Here is a 17,365-nt window from a genome sequence, read left to right on the forward strand (position 1 = left end):
AAGCAAAAACCTGTCACCTCTTGCCCGTCAGCGCCCGCGCCGACGGGCTTTTTTCTCTGGGGCCGGGTTTTCCAGCTTGGGGGGGCAGCCCCTCGCCCGCGTTCCCCGGAGCGTCAAAAACGCAAATTATTGAACCTTTGTCCGAAAATCTGGACATACGGCACTCACAGCCGGGGGTGTGGGACGACGCCTCTCCGGCGGCGGCTGTCCTGAAAAAGCCGCAATTCTTTGGGAAACCACGGCACGCCACATCCGCCAGCGCCCTTCCCGACTCTCTGGCCAACTCTCTGGCATCGAATTTGCCTGTCAATCCAGCACTGGAAAAAATCTGGATACCGTCTGCCGTCACACTCTCCGGCAGTCATCTTTGGAAAGGATGTTCCTATGCGCATACCTTGGGGAATTCGCCCACGGTTTGGGGCGATGTGTTGGATAACGGGCCTGGTGGTCCTGCTGGGCTGGCTGGGCGCGGCACCGCCGGCCTTTGGACAGACCACCAACGGCCGCTTCGTCATTACGGTCAGAGACCCCAGCGGGGCCGTTGTGGCCGGAGCCAGCGTCTCGGTCACGAATGAAGGCACCAAACAAACCATCACCGGCACGACCGCCGATAGCGGCACCTTCACGACACCGCTGCTCCCGGTCGGGAGCTACAGCGTCACCGTCGAAGCCGACGGGTTTACCAAGAGTGTCATCGAAAATCTCAGCCTCAACGTCGGGCAGGAGTACGGCGTAACTGCCACACTCCAGGTGGGCGGCGCCAGCGATGTCATCACGGTTTCAGGCGGGGAGGCCCTGCTCCAGACCACGAACGCCGAAGTGCGGAACACCGTCAACGCCCGGCAAACTCAGGAACTGCCGCTCATTACGCGCAGCCCACTGGCGCTGGTGCAGCTTCAGGCAGGCGTCAACGGCCGGCTGGCCAACACGAACACCGTCATCAACGGGCAACGCTCCTCGACGACCGTCGTCACCCAGGACGGCATCAACATCCAGGACAACTTCATCCGGGCCAATGCCATTGACTTTTCCCCCAACAACCCGACGGTTGCCGGCGTCGGTGAGGCCACCATCATCACCTCCAACGCCTCGGCGGACGTGGCGGGGTCTTCGGCGGTGCGCTTCGTGACGCCGGCCGGAACGGAAGAATTCCACGGCGAAGTGTTCTGGTTCCACCGCAACAAGGTGCTCAACGCCAACAGCTTTTTCAACAACGCGGCCGGCATCCAGCGTCCCAACTTCATCCGCAACCAGTTCGGCTTCCAACTGGGCGGTCCGGTAGGCATTCCCGGCGGGCCGCGCATCAAGAACCTGTTCTTCTTTGCCACCTTCGAGGGCATCCGGCAGCGGTCCCAGTCCGGGCTGACGACTACGGTGCTGACGCCCGACGCCCGGCGGGGTGTGTTCACCTACATTGACAATGCCGGCGTCCGCCGCACGATTGACCTGCTGGCGCTGCGTGGCATCTCCATTGACCCGACGATTGCTTCCTTCATTGCGCGGGTGCCAAATCAGTCGAACCTCACCACGGTGGGCGACGGCCTGAACACAACCGGTCTTCAAATCGTCCGTTCAACACCGTTTGACCGGGACACCTCTGCCTACCGCGTGGACTACAACCCCAGCCCCCGGCACCACCTGGAGTTCATCTACCGCCGGGCCGGTGAAACCATTGGGCGCACCGACATTGACACCACGTTCAACAACCCGGTCATTGTCAACAACGTCGGGCCGACCAACTTCGGCGCTGCCGCCTGGGTGTGGAGCATCTCACCCCGGTTCAACAATGAAATCCGGTTTGGCGCCAACTTCACCGCGCCGTTTTTCAACGTGAACCGGTCGCAGAACCCGCCCTTTTTCCTCAGCGGGCTGCCCTTCACCAATCCTGACGTGACCTTTCTGCCGCAGGGACGTGACACCCAGATTGTCACCATCATTGACAACGCCTCGCTTCAGCTTGGCGCCCACAGCCTCCGCTTTGGGGTGCAGTTCGACTGGCTGAAAGTGCGCCCCTACAACGAAGCTGGCACTGTCCCGACCCTCGGACTGAGCCAGCAGGTGCTGGGTGTGGGGGGCAACCCGGCGGCGCTGACCGCCGCCCTGTTCCCGGGTGGTATCAATGTGACCCAACTCCAGACAGCCAATAGCTTTCTGACGCTGTACAGCGGAGCGATTGGCTCGCTGTCGCGCACCTTCAACGTCAATGCGGCGCGTCCGACAGCCGGCTTTGACCCAACCGCAGCCCAAACCCGCGACCTGCGCCTCAACCAGTTGGGAACCTACATCGCCGACCAGTGGCGGATTCGTCCGAACGTCACGATCAATGCCGGCCTGCGGTACGATTACGTTACGCCACTGTCGGAAGCCAATGCCTTCGCGCTCCTGCCGGTCAATCCGGCCGGCGCGACCACGGCCCAGACGCTGCTCAATCCGGGTGGCATCGTCAACTTTGCCGGCCGGTTCTGGCGTCCTGACCGCAACAACTTTGCCCCGAACGTCAGCGTGGCGTGGGACATCAAAGGACTGGGCCAGCCAACCGTGCTGCGTGGCGGCTACTCGCTGGCCTATGTCAACGATGAAGCTATCCGTGCCGCGGACAACTCCATCCTGACCAATCCCGGCCTCAGCACAACGCTGGCCCCCACTTTGGCGCAAGTTCAGGCCGCCGGGCCGCGGCTCAGCAATGCCACGAACCTGATCAACACCCTGCTTGTACCGCCACCCTTCAATGTGCCCTACAGCTACGCCAGCCAGTTTGCCATCACCACCAACACGGCCTTCGGCAGCCCTGACCGGAACCTGCAAACGCCGTTCTACCAGCAGTGGAACGTCTCGCTTGAGCGTGAGATTTTCCGGGATACGGTTCTGACCGTGCGGTACGTGGGCAACCGGAGCACCAACCTCATCCGGGCCGTGGACCTGAACCAGTTGGATGTCATCAACAACGGCTTTGCCGCCGATGTGGCCCGGGCGCGGCAGAACGGCTTCCTGGCGCTCGCCGCAACCGGGGTGTTCAACCCCGCCTTCAACCCGGCCATTCCCGGCAGCCAGCCCTTGACCGTGTTCCCCAACCTGGCCGGTGGGGGACTCCTCACCAACTCGACCATCCGCAACCTCATCCAGACCGGGGAAGCGGGTAGTCTGGCCGGTATCTACATCACGAACCGCCTGACGGGCAGCGTGGTCTTCCAGCCCAACCCCAACGCCCTCGCCACGAATATCCTCAACAACTCCGGCTTTTCCAACTACCACGGGTTGCAGGTGGAATTCCGGCGGCGGTTTTCCAGAAGCATTGCGGGTGACTTCCTCATTCAGGCCAACTACACCTACAGCAAAACCCTGACCAACACCGCCGGTACGGGGCAGACCCGCTTCGAGGCGCTCCTCGACAACCGGCAGCCCACGCTTGAAAACTCGCGGGCGCCCTTTGACATCCCGCACATTTTCAAGGCCAACGGCATCTATGAGTTGCCGTTCGGACAGGGCAAGACGCTCGACCCCGGCAACGGCTTCCTGCGGCGGCTGGTGGGCGGCTTCCAGGTTGGGTTCTTTCTCGAAATCGGGAGCGGACCGCCCTTTGGCATTTACTCCCGCCGGGGCACCATCAACCGGGTGACGGGCGGAACGCGCGGTGATCTCAACACCGTGGACACGACGCTGACACGGGGACAACTTCAGCGCCTCGTGGGGATTTTCCGTACCCCACGGGGGCTGTTCTTCATCAACCCGAATGTCATCAACTTCGACGGCCGCGCCGTACAGCCCGACGGACAGGCCCCCTTCAACGGACAGGTGTTTTTCAACCCGGCGCCCGGACGGGCCGGTTCGTTGCAGCGGTTCATCCTCAACGGACCCCGGCGCTACAACCTCGACATGAACATCGTCAAACGCACGCCCATCAACGAGCGGGTCAACACCGAGTTGCGGTTTGAGTTTTTCAACACGTTCAACTCGCCCATCTTCAATGTCGGCGACCAGAATGTGAACGCCACCAACTTCGGGCGTGTCACCTCGACCTTCAACGGCCCACGCAACATCCAGGTGGCGTTCAAGATCATCTTCTGATCTGCCCGCATGCCGGGAACCTGCCCGCCGGCCACAGTGTGGCCGGCGGTTTTTTTGTGTCTGTGTTTATGTCGGGGCCGCCTGCCCTTCAGGATGAAGCCGCCCTGCGAAAGTGGGAAAAACCATCAGGAAGCCGCCTGAAAGCTGGCGACGGCTGCCTCTTCGGTGTCGTAGGTTTCAAGAATGGAAGACAGCTTGGTGATGTTGAGAATATCCACGAGCCGCCGGCTGGGACTGGCCAGCTTGAGTCTTCCACCGGCGCGCTTGATGGAGGTCATGGCCCGGACGATTTCGCCCAGACCGCTGCTGTCCACATAGGGTACGCCCGCCAGGTTGAACACGACACCACGCGACCCCTGCGCCAGCAGACGGGAGACATGTTCCCGCAACAACGTGTCCCCATTGCCCAAAAGAATGCTTCCCTGGAGTTCCAGGATGGCAATCCCGTCCTTTGTCCGCTCAGTTATCGTCATCGTGTGTCAGAAGTCGTCTTGGATGTTCACTTCCAAAGGCTTGTTCACTTTGGAAAGGCATCCAAAACTCTAACGAGTCGGTAACAGATTTTCAAACCCGGCCTCAATCTCCACCTCCGGGAACAACGTCTGCCAATCCGTCTGCCAGGAGTCAACCTGGGCTAAGGGCTGGCCATATCGCGCCAGCAGGAGATATTCCTGGTTGCCTTCCGCGCCAAGCACCGGCGAAGCCAGCATCCGTTCCGGCGCAAAGCCGGCCTGCCGGGCAGCCGTCAGAACGCCGGCCATGGCTGTCGCGTGCAGCCGCCGGTCACGGACGATCCCGCCCTTGCCGACCTGCTCACGCCCCACCTCGAACTGTGGCTTGACGAGCGCCACCAGCGCCGCTTCGGGCGCGGCAAGCGGACCCAGCGCCGGCAGGATCAGGCGCAGGGAAATGAAGGACACATCCGCAACGATAACGGCAAACCGTTCAGGAAAGTCAGCCGGCGTCAGGTAGCGCGCATTGACGCCCTCGCGCACAACCACGCGGGGGTCAGACCGCAGCTTCCAGTCCAACTGGTTGTGGCCGACATCGAGGGCATAGACCTGCCGCGCCCCGTGCTGCAGCAGGCAGTCCGTGAAACCGCCGGTGGAAGCGCCGATGTCGAGACACAGCGCACCGCGCACATCCAGCGCAAACCCGTGCAGGGCCGCTTCCAGCTTCAGCCCGCCGCGCCCGACGTACCGCAGCGGTTCCCCACGCAGCCGTACCGTGGCATCCGGTGCAATGAGCAACCCCGGTTTTTCCGCCGGCCGGTCGTTGACCAGAACCTGCCCGGCCAGAATCAGCGCCTGCGCCTTCTGCCGGGAATCCGCCAGACCGGTTTCCACAAGGTAGTGATCCAACCGGCGTTTCATCCTCTCTCACCTGACTGTCTCCGGCTATGCCGGAAAAGCTACGCACCGGACAAAACCTGACGCAGGAAGCGCCCCGTGTGCGAAGCCGGCACGGCGGCAATGTCCTCCGGTGTACCCGTGGCAACCACTTCCCCGCCGCCTTCGCCCCCTTCGGGCCCCAAATCAATGATCCAGTCGGCCGTTTTGATGACTTCCAGATTATGCTCGATGACCACCAGCGACGCGCCGCTGGCCAGCAGTCGTTCAAAGACCTGAAGCAGGACGGCCACATCGGCCACGTGCAGGCCCGTCGTTGGCTCATCGAAGACAAACAGGGTGCCCTGACCGGCCCCTTCACTGAGGTGCGCCGCCAGCTTGAGCCGCTGGGCTTCGCCGCCCGAAAGGGTTGTCGCCGGCTGCCCCAGCCGCAGGTAGCCCAAACCCACTTCCGCAAGCCACCGCAGCCGGTCGGTCACTTTCCGCAGTCCGGCAAAGTGGGTGAGTGCCTCTGAAACAGTCAGGTGCAGCACGTCGTCAATGTTTTTTCCACGGAAGCGGATGTCCAGGATTTCCGGCTTGAAACGCTTCCCTCCACAGGTTTCGCAGGGCAGTTCGACATCGGCCAGAAACTGCATCTCCACTGTCACTGTGCCGGCGCCCTGGCAGGCTTCACAGCGCCCGCCGGCGATGTTGAACGAAAAATGTCCGGGGCCGAATCCGGCCTGCTGCGCTTCACGGGTCTGGGCAAAGGCTTCCCGAATGGCATCGTAGGCCTTGATGTACGTCGCCGGATTCGACCGTGACGAGCGCCCAATCGGCGACTGGTCAACGACAATCGTCCGGGTGATGTGTTCCTGCCCTTCAACAGACGTGCACACAGACGCGGCAGCTTCCGGCGACGCCAAAGCCGGACACAGCACCTCGTGGACGAGCGTGGATTTCCCCGACCCCGAAACGCCGGTCACACAGGTCAGCACGCCCAGCGGAATGGTCACGCCAATGTGCTTGAGATTGTGAACGGCCGCCCCCTGCAGATGAATGGCCTGCCGCCATGGACGACGTGTTTTCGGCACAGGAATGCGCCGGTCGCCGCGCAGATAGGCTGCCGTCAGGGAACGTTCATCGCGCAGCAATGCCTCCTGCGGCCCCTGAAACACCACCTCGCCGCCGCGTTCTCCGGCGCCGGGGCCGATGTCCACGACATAATCCGCCGCGCGGATGGTGGCTTCATCGTGCTCGACAACCACAACCGTGTTGCCGCCATCGCGCAGCCGTTCCAGCGCCCCGATGAGCCGGGCGGTGTCCCGTGGATGCAAGCCGATGCTGGGTTCGTCCAGCACGTAGAGCGCGCCGGTCATGGCCGCGCCCAGATGCGTGGCCAACTGCATGCGCTGCGCCTCGCCTCCCGACAGGGTCGAAGCCATCCGGTCGAGCGTCAGGTAGTCCAGCCCGACTTCACACAGAAAACGCAGGCGGCTGGTGATTTCTTCGAGCAGGCGGCGGGCGATGACGCGGGCTTCCGGGCCAAGCTGCTCTGGCAGCGCGGAAAACCAGTCCAGGGCGGCACGGATGGAGAGACCCACCACCGCCGGCAAATTCCGTCCGCCGACCTGCACCGCACAGGCTTCGCGGCGCAGCCGTCCGCCGTGACAGTCCGGGCAGACGGTGTACCCCCGGTATCTGGCCAGCAGAACCCGGACGTAGAGCTTGTATTTTTTGGTTTCAAGCCAGGCGAAAACACCATTCACTCCCGGCCAGTCGCCCTGTGGTTCACCTTCGATGACCAACCGCTGCTGTTCAGCCGTCAGGCGCCGGAAGGGTGTTTGCCACGGGATGCCCTGCCGCCGGCACATGGCGCGCAGTTCGCGTTTGGCCCAGTCGAGCTGTGGCTTTTCAAAGGGATCAATCGCGCCTTCAGCCAGCGACCGCCCCGGATCGGGAATGACCTTCGCCATATCCACGCCAATCGTGCTGCCGAAGCCCTGGCAGGTCGGGCAGGCTCCGTAGGGGCTGTTGAAGCTGAACAGGCTGGGTTCGGGCGCCGGATAGTCCAACCGGCACGCCTTGCAGGCAAAACGTTCGCCAAAGCGGAGCGTTGCCGGTTGCGGCATCACCACGTGGACGGCCATTTCGCCGTTGCCCTCCCGGAAAGCCATTTCGACCGATTCCGTCAGCCGCGAAACGTCAGCGGCGCGCACGACCAGCCGATCCGCAATGACTTCCACGCCGTCGAGCGTCGGATGGGGAAAGTCATCCGGCGTGTTGAGTTCCAGCGGCTGCCCGCCGACGAGCAGCCGCCGGAAGCCACGTTGCAGGCAGCGCATCAGGTGGGCAACGGTCTGTTCGCGGGCGACCGCCCCGGAGCCACGGGCCGGACTCTTCCGGCCTCTGGCTCCGGGCTTTGCCCCGGACTTCGCGGCCGTCCCGGCCGGGGGCGTTGTCAGCAGGGGAAAGGTCACATACAACCGGGCGCCTTCCGGCAGTTCCCGCATGACATCCCCGACGACGGACTGGGGTGTGTCCCGCCGTACCCGTGCGCCGCACTGGTGGCAAAACACCTCGCCAATCCGGGCGTAGAGCAGTCGCAGGTAGTCGTAAATCTCCGTCTGGGTGGCGACGGTCGAGCGCGGCTGGCGGGTCTGGTTCCGCTGCTGGACGGCAATCGCCGGACAGATACCCGTAATTTCATCCACATCGGGCTTGGGCAGGCGTTCGAGAAACTGGCGGGCGTAAGCCGAAAGCGACTCGACATAGCGCCGGTAGCCTTCGGCATACAGCGTATCGAACGCCAGCGACGACTTCCCCGAACCGCTCACGCCGGTGATGACGGTGAGCTTTTCGTAGGGAATCGCAACGGTGATGTTCCTGAGATTGTGAACCCGCGCGCCGCGAATGACGATTGGCTCAGCAGCCGCAGGCGGGGACACCGCACAGGCAGCAGCAGGTGAAGTGGCAGCGTCTGGCATCGGAACGCAGGGTCAGGCTTTGACTTTCTCAAGGAATTGCTTGCGGAACTTGGCTACCTTGGGGGCAACGACCGCCACGCAATACGGCTGGTATGGATGGCGGGCAAAGTAGTTCTGGTGATAATCCTCAGCCGGGTAAAAGTTCCGCAGCGGCTCGATTTCGGTCACGATGGGTGCATCGAAGACTTGTTCCGCCGTCAAGGCATCGACGACCTGCCGCGCCGTCTCATGCTGGGCCGGCGTCAGGTAGTAAATCCCCGAACGGTACTGGGTGCCCACATCCGCGCCCTGCCGGTTCAGCGTCGTCGGGTCGTGGATGACGAAAAAGACGTTGAGCAGGTCCCGGTATGACACCTCGTTCGGATCGAAGGTGATTTCAACGGCTTCGGCATAGCCTGTCGTCCCGGAACAGACCTGCTGGTAGGTGGGGTTGGGCGTGTGTCCGTTGGCATAGCCGGAAACGACCTTTTCCACGCCGCGCATGCCGAGATACACGGCTTCCAGACACCAAAAGCAGCCGCCGGCAAGCACGGCGACTTCACGGGATGCAGTCATGCGGATAGCTCCTCTGCCTTGACATCGCCCGGCGTACGGACTTCGGCCGGTTCAAGGTGAATTGTGATGTGGGCCAGACCGTACATCTGCCGAATCTGGGTTTCCAGAAGGTCACTGGTGGCGTGGGCGCGGCGCAAGTCGTCATGCCGGAAAACCAGGGTGAGTTCCGCAAAGCCATAGGCGCCGCGTCCGCGGGACCGGACGTGGCGGACCTCCACGACATCCGGGTGCTGACGCGCCAGGGCGATGAGCTGTTCATCCTCCACGGCCGCCGTATCCATCAGCTCGTTGATGGCCGTCACCAGGACGTGATACGCGCCCCAACCGACCGCCGCGACAACCGCCAGCGACACCACCGGATCGAGCCACGTCCAACCCAACCACATCCCCACCAACCCCACGAGCACGCCCACCGTGACATACACATCGCTCAGCGTGTGCTGGGCATCGGCCAGCAGAAAAGGACTGCCGAGTTGCTGCCCGGCGCGCCGTTCGTACCAGACGACCAGCAGGTTGACGACCAGCGTACCGAGCATGACGGTAAAGGTCAGCGGCGTCAGCGCCAGCGATACGGTCGCCCCGGCCCAGAGCCGCAGCACGGCTTCGCGTCCGATTTCGTAGGCCACCACACCCATCACGGCCGACACGACGAAAGCGCCGATGGGTTCGAGCTTGGCGTGGCCGTAAGGGTGTTCGCGGTCCGGCGGTTTGGCAGCCGCCCGGATGAGCCAGATGCCGACGAGATTGTTGGCCGCGTCAGTCAGCGAGTGAACGGCATCGCTCAGCACGGCCAGCGAGCCGGCCCACCATCCAGCCAGCGCCTTGGCCACGACGACGGCCAGATTGGCGACGAGCAATCGCCAAAGCACACGCCGGACAGCAGCCGAAGTGATGGGCGCTGGAGCATCCGTGGCGGACATAACCAGCCCATGAAATCACGTCCCGGCCGGTGCCGTCCATGTTCCCGCAGCCCCCGGCGCGGTTGTGGTTGCGTGTGCTGTTTCCAGGCCGGATTCAGGCGGTACGTTCGGCCGGCGTCCACGCTCTGGCGGCAGCCGGACGCACCGGAAACATCACGACCCGCGTCATGTCGGGAACCAGCGCCGTCTTTGGCGGGCCAAACCGGGCCAGAACCAAATCCGCCAGCGCCCGGAGCCGGGGCTGCGTGTTCGGCGTCCCGGAGACTTTCCAGACCACGATCCGCCGCGCCGTATCAAAGGCGGTCAGCACGGTTGGCATCCCTTCACGTCCACCGGTGAGCGTATAGCGCACGCCTTCATCATCGGCGACGAAGCGCATCACCGGCGCCGCCGCCACCGCCTGCCAGCACAACACACCCTGCCGGGTGTGCGCTTCGAGTCGGGCGATGCCTTCAGCTACCTGCCGCGAAAGGGACGTGTGCTCATCAACCATGCTTTGCTCCACCAGAACAACCGTAGTCTGTCCAACCAAAAGTGGCTTATAGTAGGGCTACGTCATGATTCCTTCTGCGAGAAAGCATCCACAATGCCAACTTCCGTCATTCTTTCCGCCGTCCGTCTCCCGATTGGGAAGTTTCAGGGTTCGCTCAAATCCTTCACGGCTCCGATGCTTGGCGCGCACGCCGTGCGGGCCGCCGTCGAACGCGCCGGGATTGATGCCGTCCAGGTGGACGAAGTCATCATGGGCTGCGTCCTCCAGGCCGGACTCGGCCAGAATCCGGCGCGGCAGGCCGCCCTGCGTGCCGGACTTCCGCCCGCTGTGGCGGCACTCACGGTCAATCAGGTGTGCGGTTCAGGACTCCGTGCGGTCATGCTGGCCGCGCAGGCCATTCAGGCCGGAGATGCCGAGTATGTCGTCGCCGGCGGGATGGAATCCATGACCAATGCGCCTTACGTCCTGCCCAAGGCGCGGGAGGGCTACCGGATGGGCCACGGCGAAATGCTCGATGTCATGATTCACGACGGCCTGTGGTGCACCTTTGAAAACTGGCACATGGGCTGCACGGCGGAAGTCGTTGCCGAACGCTATGGCATTTCACGGGAAGCGCAGGACGCTTTTGCCGCCGGCTCCCAGGCCAAAGCCGTTGCCGCCCAGCAGGTGGGAGCCTTTCGGGCCGAAATCGAGCCGGTGACGATTCCGCAGCGCAAAGGCGATCCGCTTGTTTTTGCCGAAGATGAGGGACCGCGCGCCGATACGACGGCCGCCGCCCTGGCCAAGCTCAAGCCGGTTTTTCAGCCGGACGGGACGGTGACGGCCGGCAATGCCTCCACCATCAATGATGGCGCGGCGGCTGTGGTCGTCACCTCGGAATCCCAGGCCGCACGTCTGGGACGCCAGCCCATGGCACGCATCGTGGCCCAGGCAATGAGCGGCATCGAACCGAAGCTCATCATGATGGCTCCGGTGGAAGCCACCCGGCGCGTCCTGGCCAAGGCCGGCTGGAAGGTCGAAGATGTGGATTTGTTCGAGTTCAACGAAGCCTTTGCTGCGCAGGCCATTGCTGTCACGCAGGAAGTCGGCGCTGATCCGGCGCGGGTCAACGTCAACGGCGGGGCCATTGCGCTGGGGCATCCCATCGGCGCCAGTGGAGCGCGCGTCCTGGTGACGCTTCTGCACGCGCTCCAGGCCCGCCAGGCCAAGCGGGGCGTCGCGGCCCTGTGTCTGGGCGGCGGCAATGCTGTCGCTCTGGCCGTTGAGCGCGACTGAAAACCAAAACCGGAATGGGGAGATGCCGTATGCGAGTCAGGCTTTTCGACATTGCCCATGCCCGTTCGGGCGACAAGGGCGACACGTCCAACATCGGTCTCATTGCCCGCCGCCCGGAGTTTTATCCGGTGCTGTGTGAGCAGGTCACAGCCGAGCGCGTCAAAGCACATTTTGCCGAGCTGTGTCACGGCCCGGTCGAGCGGTATGAACTGCCCAACCTCGAAGCCCTTAACTTTCTGCTTCACAAGGCGTTGGGTGGCGGCGGCACGGTCTCGCTGCGCAGCGATGCCCAGGGGAAAACGTACAGCACGGCTCTGCTGCGTATGGAAGTTGAGCTTCCCGAACACCTGGCGCACTTGGTCAACCCGGCGTAAGACAGGCATTCCGCGGCCGGGCTGGCAACCGGGCCGCGACTTTCTTTTTTGCCTAATGTGTTTTCTCATGCGTCTTCGTCCCGCACGACCTGTGTTATGTTTCCTGCACATCACACGCGATGACATTCCACTATGGATCGTTTCACTTCGCTTGAGGCCTTCGTCGTCGGCGTCGAAGACCACACGACGTTGCTCAGGCTTTATCTGGAACGGCTGCGCCGCGCGCCGCACAATCCGGCCTACCACCTGGCGGTCTGTGAGCACACGGACGAACTGCTGACGGCCGTCCGCGAGCTGCACCGCGACCAGAACAACCTGTCGCCACACACCCGCGAGGGCGTCGAGGCGCTGCTGTCTCTGGCGGAAGCCGGTGCAGCCTTGGCGTTGCGTCTGGCCAGCTTTGCCCCGGAACAGCAAACGTCGGCACTCGATGGGCTGACCCAGGCCACGACCTGCTTTGTGGATATGGTGCGCACAATGAGCGACACAGGCCGGGTGATAGAAGTTTCCCTGACGCATCAGATTACCCAGCGGCTTCAGGGCTTCCTTGCCGCGCCGCTGTCAGCCACGCCCGACACCAACCAACAGACGCGACGGATTACCACCGAAGTCACCTTCGACGGCAATGAAGACCCCTTCGATGACCTTGCCGTGGACCTTGACGACGACTTTCTCGATGACGTGATCGGCAGTCTCGAAGGAGCTTTTGATGCGGCCACGCATCCAACGTCGGAGTTCGCCCTGCCGGAAGGCGTCTGGCAGTCCGAAACCGAACCCGGCGTTCCCGCTGAAGTGCGGCAACTGTTCGCGGACATTGCCACGGGCTACGTCCAGCCCATCAAGGATTTCATCACTGAACTGCGCAAAGGGGCCTTCGCCCGCGACTGGCTGGAAGCCTGCCGTCCGGCCGTGGTGAACCTGCGGCGTGCCTCACAGTCCATTGCCTTCACCGATCTGAGCATCCGGCTGGAACGCCTGGAAGCCGTGCTGCTTCAGGACCACAGCGAAGGCGACCGGCGGCGCTACGGCCGGCACTGGAAGCTGCGCGTCCTGAGCGCTTATGCCGATCTGGAGGATTACCTGCCCGCGACCTTCTTCATTCCGCCGGCCCCAACGTCATCAGAGAGCATCGTGCTGACAACACTGCTCAAGCAGGTTGAAGGTGTCGGGCAAAAAACCATCCAGAAACTGTTTGCAGCCGGGATGTCGCGCCTCGAAAGCTACACCACCGGGCTGCCAAGCGATATTGCCCTTGCCGCCGGAATCAAACGCACCCTGGCTGAGCGCATCTGTCAGCGCATTGACGCCTATCTGCGGGCCCGTGAAACCACCGACACCGCCGGGCCACAACGCCTGCTGGGATTGGTCGAAGAACTCAAGCAGCGTCAGTTTGAGTTCAAGCGGGCAACCCTTGAAGAATGGTATCGCCGGACGGACTCAGCCGAGAAAAAACGCTGCCGCAAGGCCCGCCAGGAAACCATGTGGCGCATCAACATTGCCCTGGTGGAGCTGGAACAACTCGATGTCCTGCACGAAATCCGCAACGCCGTTTTTGACAAACGCATCCGGCGGCTGGAAGAACTGGTCGCTACGCTGTTGAGAACGCCATGAGCCTTGTTCGTCACCAGACCATTTTGTTTGTGGGAAGCGACCCGGAAACGGCGCAGCTCATCAACAAAACCCTGACGCTGGCCGGCTACCACGTTCTGGTGGCAGATGACCCAAACACGGCGCATACGCTGTCTGACCAGCCCCCAACGCTCATCATTGCGGATACCACGCCGGGCGTCGGGGAACTGGCCCCGGCCCGCATCATGCGGGAGCGGTTCGTCACCACGCCGATCATTGCCCTGACGCGCCTGCCGGATGAGATTCTCTCCCGCGCCATGGAGCGGCTGCGGCTTTCTTCACTGGTCAAACCCGTGACGCCGGCACTGCTGCTGGCCACGGTGGCCGACGAAATCGAGTGGTCGCAAAACCAGGGTTCACACACCCGCATCACCTCGCCACTCGAAACCATTGACATCAGCGAAGACCTCGTTTTCCTGCTGGGCGATCCCCGGTTCGCACCGCCACTCGATGTTGCCTACCGCCGCACACCGGCTATGGAATCGGCCATGGCCGCGGCCAAACTCTCTCCCTCGAATGTGACGCTGCTCGACCTGTTCGACGGTCAGAACTCCCTGGCCGACATCATTGCCAACCTGCCGCACCTCGAACCCAAGATTCTGTTCCTGGCGACCTACCTCGTGCGGGTTGGGTGGCTTGTGCCGTGGTCGGCTGAGCTTACGGACGAACCCTCGCAAGAGGATGCCCAGAAAGATAGAATGGCTGGGCTATGAACATAGATGTCATTCTGTGGGCCAAGGAAGTCGAAGTGCGCGGGCTGCCGCGCGAACTGGAAACCGAATACGAAGGTCGGGGCGCTTTCTGGGTGACACGCGGGCTGCGGATGACGCGCAGCCTGTTTGAACTTCTTGAAATCGAACACCCGGAGCTGACCTTTCGGAAGTATGAAGTTCCCCGGCCGCCCGCGGCCGGACAGCCGGAGGCACCACGTCAGGGAGAAGCTGTGATGTCAACTACCCCGCCCTAAAGGGCGGAGCTTGTCAACTACCCCGGCCCCAAGGCCGGAGCTTTGGGAGCAGGCTGGGTTGACCAGGGAAAGCGGTAGCCAATCCGCTACGTTTGCAACAGGTCGTTGAGACCCACTCCGGGATGCTTCCTCAGTCCCGGACACTGGAAGGTGGGGATCATGCTGGTGAAAGGTAAAGCGCCGAAGGTTCTCATCGCTTCCGCAAGGAAGGAGCCGGTTGCAGACATTCCCGAGGGGAGATGGGCAGAAATGCCCACAAGGCCCGTAAGGGCGGTTTGAAAGGAGTTGAACTTGGCAGTTTTCGTGTTGGATCGCAGGAAAAAACCGCTGATGCCGTGCTCGGAGAAGCGGGCGCGGCTGCTGTCGGAACGTGGGCGGGCGCGGGTGCATCGGCTGGTGCCATTCACCATCCGGCTGCTCGATCGTGAGCAGGAAGATTGCGCCCTGCAACCCGTGCGGCTCAAGCTCGATCCCGGCAGCAGGGCAACGGGTGTGGCCCTGGTTCGAGAGTCGCAAGAGGTCGGTGCCGACACGGGCGAAGTGCAGCGCAGCGCCCACGTGCTGTTCCTGGCTGAGCTCGTTCACCGCGGGCACGCGATCCGCGCTGCACTCAGACAGCGCGCGGCGTTTCGTCGGCGTCGGCGCTGCGCGAACCTGCGCCACCGCCAGTCCCGCTTCGATAACCGAACCCGGCGGAATGGTTGGCTGCCGCCCAGCCTGCAACACCGCGTGGACACGATCACGTCCTGGGTGCGGCGGCTGTGCCGCTGGGCGCCGGTTTCGTCACTGTCGCAGGAACTGGTGCGGTTCGACACCCAGGCGCTGCAAAACCCGGAAATCTCCGGCATCGAGTACCAGCAAGGAACATTGGCTGGCTGCGAAGTGCGGGAGTATCTGTTGGAGAAGTGGGGTCGCAAGTGCGCCTACTGCGATGCAGAAAACGTGCCGCTGGAGATCGATCACATTCATCCGCGCTCAAAGGGCGGAAGTGACCGCGTGAGCAATCTGACGCTGGCCTGTCATCCTTGCAACCGGCGCAAGGGCGCGCAAGACATTAAGGATGTTCTGGCGAAAGACCCGAAGCGACTGGCCCGCATCGAGGCCCAGCGAAAAGCGCCGTTGCGCGATGCGGCTGCCGTCAACAGCACGCGATGGGAACTGTGGCGCCGCCTGACGGCCACAGCCCTGCCGGTCGAGGCTGGAACGGGCGGGCGGACGAAGTGGAACCGACATCGGCTCAACCTTCCAAAGGCGCATGCGCTGGATGCAGCCTGTGTGGGCGAAGTCCACGCTGTTACCAACTGGCGGGTTCCGACGCTGAAAATCCAGTGCACAGGACGCGGGAGCTATCAACGCACGCGCCTGACGAAGCATGGGTTTCCACGCGGATACCTGACCCGCAGCAAGAGTGCATTCGGGTTTCAGACCGGGGACCTGGTGCGTGTGGTCGTGACGACCGGCAAAAAGGCAGGCAACTACCTGGGTCGTGTCGCCATTCGAGCCAGCGGCAGTTTCAACATCCAGTCCGCAACCGGGCTGGTACAAGGCATCCATCACCGATTTTGCACACTGCTCCAGCGTGCAGACGGGTATGGATATTCGTGGACAAGGATAGCCATCTGAAGAAAGGAGATGCGGGAACAGGGCGGCTTGCGCCGCCGCGCTATCCCTCCCCGGCCTGAAGGCCGGGGTCTCCCGCGCATGAGGATGACGACGGCACGGCTGGAAGCCCTGCAGAAAATGCTGGCGGCGAATCCCAACAACCCGATGGCGCACTACGGCCTGGCCAATGAGTACTGGAAACTGGCCGACTACCAGGCCGTCGTCAGACACCTGACGGCTTACCTGGAAACCGGCGATGACCAGGGGGCCGGCTACCGGCTGCTGGGACAGGCGTACCAGCGTCTTGGCGACATTGCCGCCGCCCGCGCCGCCTGGGAACAGGGCCAGCGTGCCGCGGAACGCCACGGACATCCCACCATGGCCGCCGAAATTGGCGAGCTGCTGGCCGATCTGGAGACATAAGCCATGCCGTTCTCACCCCAGCCTCCAGCGCCTTCCCGGCGGCCGACGTGGCTCCAACGGCGTTGGTTTGTCCTGGGCAGTCTGACCGTTGGCCTCATCGGGGGGGGCTGTTTCATCGCCTGGCAGGGCCAGACCGTTGGCGCGCAAGCCGAAGCCACGCTGCACCAGGTGTCAGCCAGCGCCGGCCTGACGCTCAACGGACGCCTCACCCACCTGCCGGTGGCCAAAATGGCCCCTGTCCACCGGGGCAGCCATGACAACGACCAGCCTCAACTCCAGCTCAAGGCGACCCGGCAGGCGCTCGAACGGGAACTCATCCGCCGCCCAACCCCGGACGGCCACCGTACGCTGGGCCGCTGTTACCTTGCCGAAGGCAAACCACTCGCAGCTTTTGCCCACCTGCAAATGGCGGTTCAGCAGTTTCCCCGTGATGCCGCCCTGCACAGCGACTTGGGGCTGGCTCTGCTCGAAGTCGCCCGCACCTCACCGGCAGCAGCCGAAGAAGCCTTGGATGCCCTGGATATGGCGCTGCGTCTGGAGCCGAATCTGCTCGAAGCCCGGTACAACCGCGCCCGCGCGCTCGAAATGCTTGGTCGGTGGGACGAAGCACGGCTGGCCTGGCAGGACTACATCCGGCGCGATCCTGACTCGACTTGGGGCACAGCCGCCCGTGAACGGCTTGCCTTTCTCGACCGCTACGACCGCACCCCTTCGCAACCCTGACCGCACAGCTTCCTGACCTGA

At 63.2% G+C, this 17,365-nt stretch carries 15 protein-coding genes; 9 read left to right on the forward strand and 6 right to left on the reverse strand.

Annotated elements, in window-relative coordinates:
• The first annotated feature begins 384 nt into the window (after positions 1-384).
• Positions 385-4,065 carry a TonB-dependent receptor gene (locus J8C05_RS09065; RefSeq protein ID WP_211421891.1) on the forward strand — a complete coding sequence of 1,227 codons (3,681 nt, stop codon included), beginning with the start codon at positions 385-387 and terminating at the stop codon, positions 4,063-4,065.
• Positions 4,066-4,190: 125 nt separating this feature from the next.
• Here the strand turns inward: J8C05_RS09065 and J8C05_RS09070 are convergent, their stop codons facing one another.
• From J8C05_RS09070 to J8C05_RS09095, 6 genes are all read right to left on the reverse strand, one after another.
• Positions 4,191-4,538, reverse strand: coding sequence for an STAS domain-containing protein (locus J8C05_RS09070; protein ID WP_014100333.1), 348 nt, complete (start codon positions 4,536-4,538; stop codon positions 4,191-4,193).
• A 69-nt stretch (positions 4,539-4,607) separates the two neighbouring features.
• Positions 4,608-5,438: a TlyA family RNA methyltransferase gene (locus tag J8C05_RS09075; protein WP_211421892.1), complete on the reverse strand. Its 831-nt coding sequence runs from the start codon at positions 5,436-5,438 to the stop codon at positions 4,608-4,610.
• A gap of 38 nt (positions 5,439-5,476) precedes the next feature.
• The gene (uvrA, locus tag J8C05_RS09080) at positions 5,477-8,383 is read right to left on the reverse strand and encodes an excinuclease ABC subunit UvrA (RefSeq protein ID WP_211421893.1); all 2,907 of its coding nucleotides are present in this window, start codon (positions 8,381-8,383) and stop codon (positions 5,477-5,479) included.
• Positions 8,384-8,395: 12 nt separating this feature from the next.
• On the reverse strand, positions 8,396-8,938 hold the full coding sequence (msrA, locus tag J8C05_RS09085) for a peptide-methionine (S)-S-oxide reductase MsrA (RefSeq protein ID WP_211421894.1): 543 nt from the start codon (positions 8,936-8,938) through the stop codon (positions 8,396-8,398).
• The gene (locus J8C05_RS09090) at positions 8,935-9,858 is read right to left on the reverse strand and encodes a cation diffusion facilitator family transporter (RefSeq protein ID WP_211421895.1); all 924 of its coding nucleotides are present in this window, start codon (positions 9,856-9,858) and stop codon (positions 8,935-8,937) included. The genes msrA and J8C05_RS09090 overlap by 4 nt, the downstream gene beginning before the upstream one ends.
• Before the next feature lie 94 nt (positions 9,859-9,952).
• Positions 9,953-10,351, reverse strand: a complete 399-nt coding sequence (locus J8C05_RS09095) for a hypothetical protein (RefSeq protein WP_211421896.1) — start codon at positions 10,349-10,351, stop codon at positions 9,953-9,955.
• Positions 10,352-10,444: 93 nt separating this feature from the next.
• On the opposite strand from J8C05_RS09095, the gene J8C05_RS09100 reads away from it, so the two are divergent.
• From J8C05_RS09100 to J8C05_RS09135, 8 genes are all read left to right on the forward strand, one after another.
• Positions 10,445-11,626 carry an acetyl-CoA C-acetyltransferase gene (locus J8C05_RS09100; RefSeq protein ID WP_211421897.1) on the forward strand — a complete coding sequence of 394 codons (1,182 nt, stop codon included), beginning with the start codon at positions 10,445-10,447 and terminating at the stop codon, positions 11,624-11,626.
• A 29-nt stretch (positions 11,627-11,655) separates the two neighbouring features.
• On the forward strand, positions 11,656-12,000 hold the full coding sequence (locus J8C05_RS09105; RefSeq protein WP_211421898.1) for an AtuA-related protein: 345 nt from the start codon (positions 11,656-11,658) through the stop codon (positions 11,998-12,000).
• A gap of 132 nt (positions 12,001-12,132) precedes the next feature.
• Complete coding sequence (locus tag J8C05_RS09110; RefSeq protein ID WP_211421899.1) at positions 12,133-13,611, forward strand: hypothetical protein; 1,479 nt, start codon at positions 12,133-12,135, stop codon at positions 13,609-13,611.
• Positions 13,608-14,342, forward strand: coding sequence for a DNA-binding transcriptional response regulator (locus J8C05_RS09115; protein ID WP_211421900.1), 735 nt, complete (start codon positions 13,608-13,610; stop codon positions 14,340-14,342). Before J8C05_RS09110 ends, J8C05_RS09115 begins: the two co-directional genes overlap by 4 nt.
• Entirely contained in the window at positions 14,339-14,596 is a 258-nt protein-coding gene (locus J8C05_RS09120; RefSeq protein ID WP_211421901.1) for a hypothetical protein, read from the forward strand. The genes J8C05_RS09115 and J8C05_RS09120 overlap by 4 nt, the downstream gene beginning before the upstream one ends.
• A gap of 291 nt (positions 14,597-14,887) precedes the next feature.
• Positions 14,888-16,219, forward strand: coding sequence for an RNA-guided endonuclease IscB (iscB, locus tag J8C05_RS09125; protein ID WP_211421902.1), 1,332 nt, complete (start codon positions 14,888-14,890; stop codon positions 16,217-16,219).
• 84 nt (positions 16,220-16,303) lie between these two features.
• Entirely contained in the window at positions 16,304-16,621 is a 318-nt protein-coding gene (locus J8C05_RS09130) for a hypothetical protein (protein WP_058866928.1), read from the forward strand.
• A 3-nt stretch (positions 16,622-16,624) separates the two neighbouring features.
• Complete coding sequence (locus J8C05_RS09135; RefSeq protein ID WP_211421903.1) at positions 16,625-17,344, forward strand: tetratricopeptide repeat protein; 720 nt, start codon at positions 16,625-16,627, stop codon at positions 17,342-17,344.
• Positions 17,345-17,365 lie beyond the last annotated feature (21 nt).

This window comes from Chloracidobacterium sp. N (assembly GCF_018304765.1).
GTDB classification, from domain to species: domain Bacteria; phylum Acidobacteriota; class Blastocatellia; order Chloracidobacteriales; family Chloracidobacteriaceae; genus Chloracidobacterium; species Chloracidobacterium aggregatum.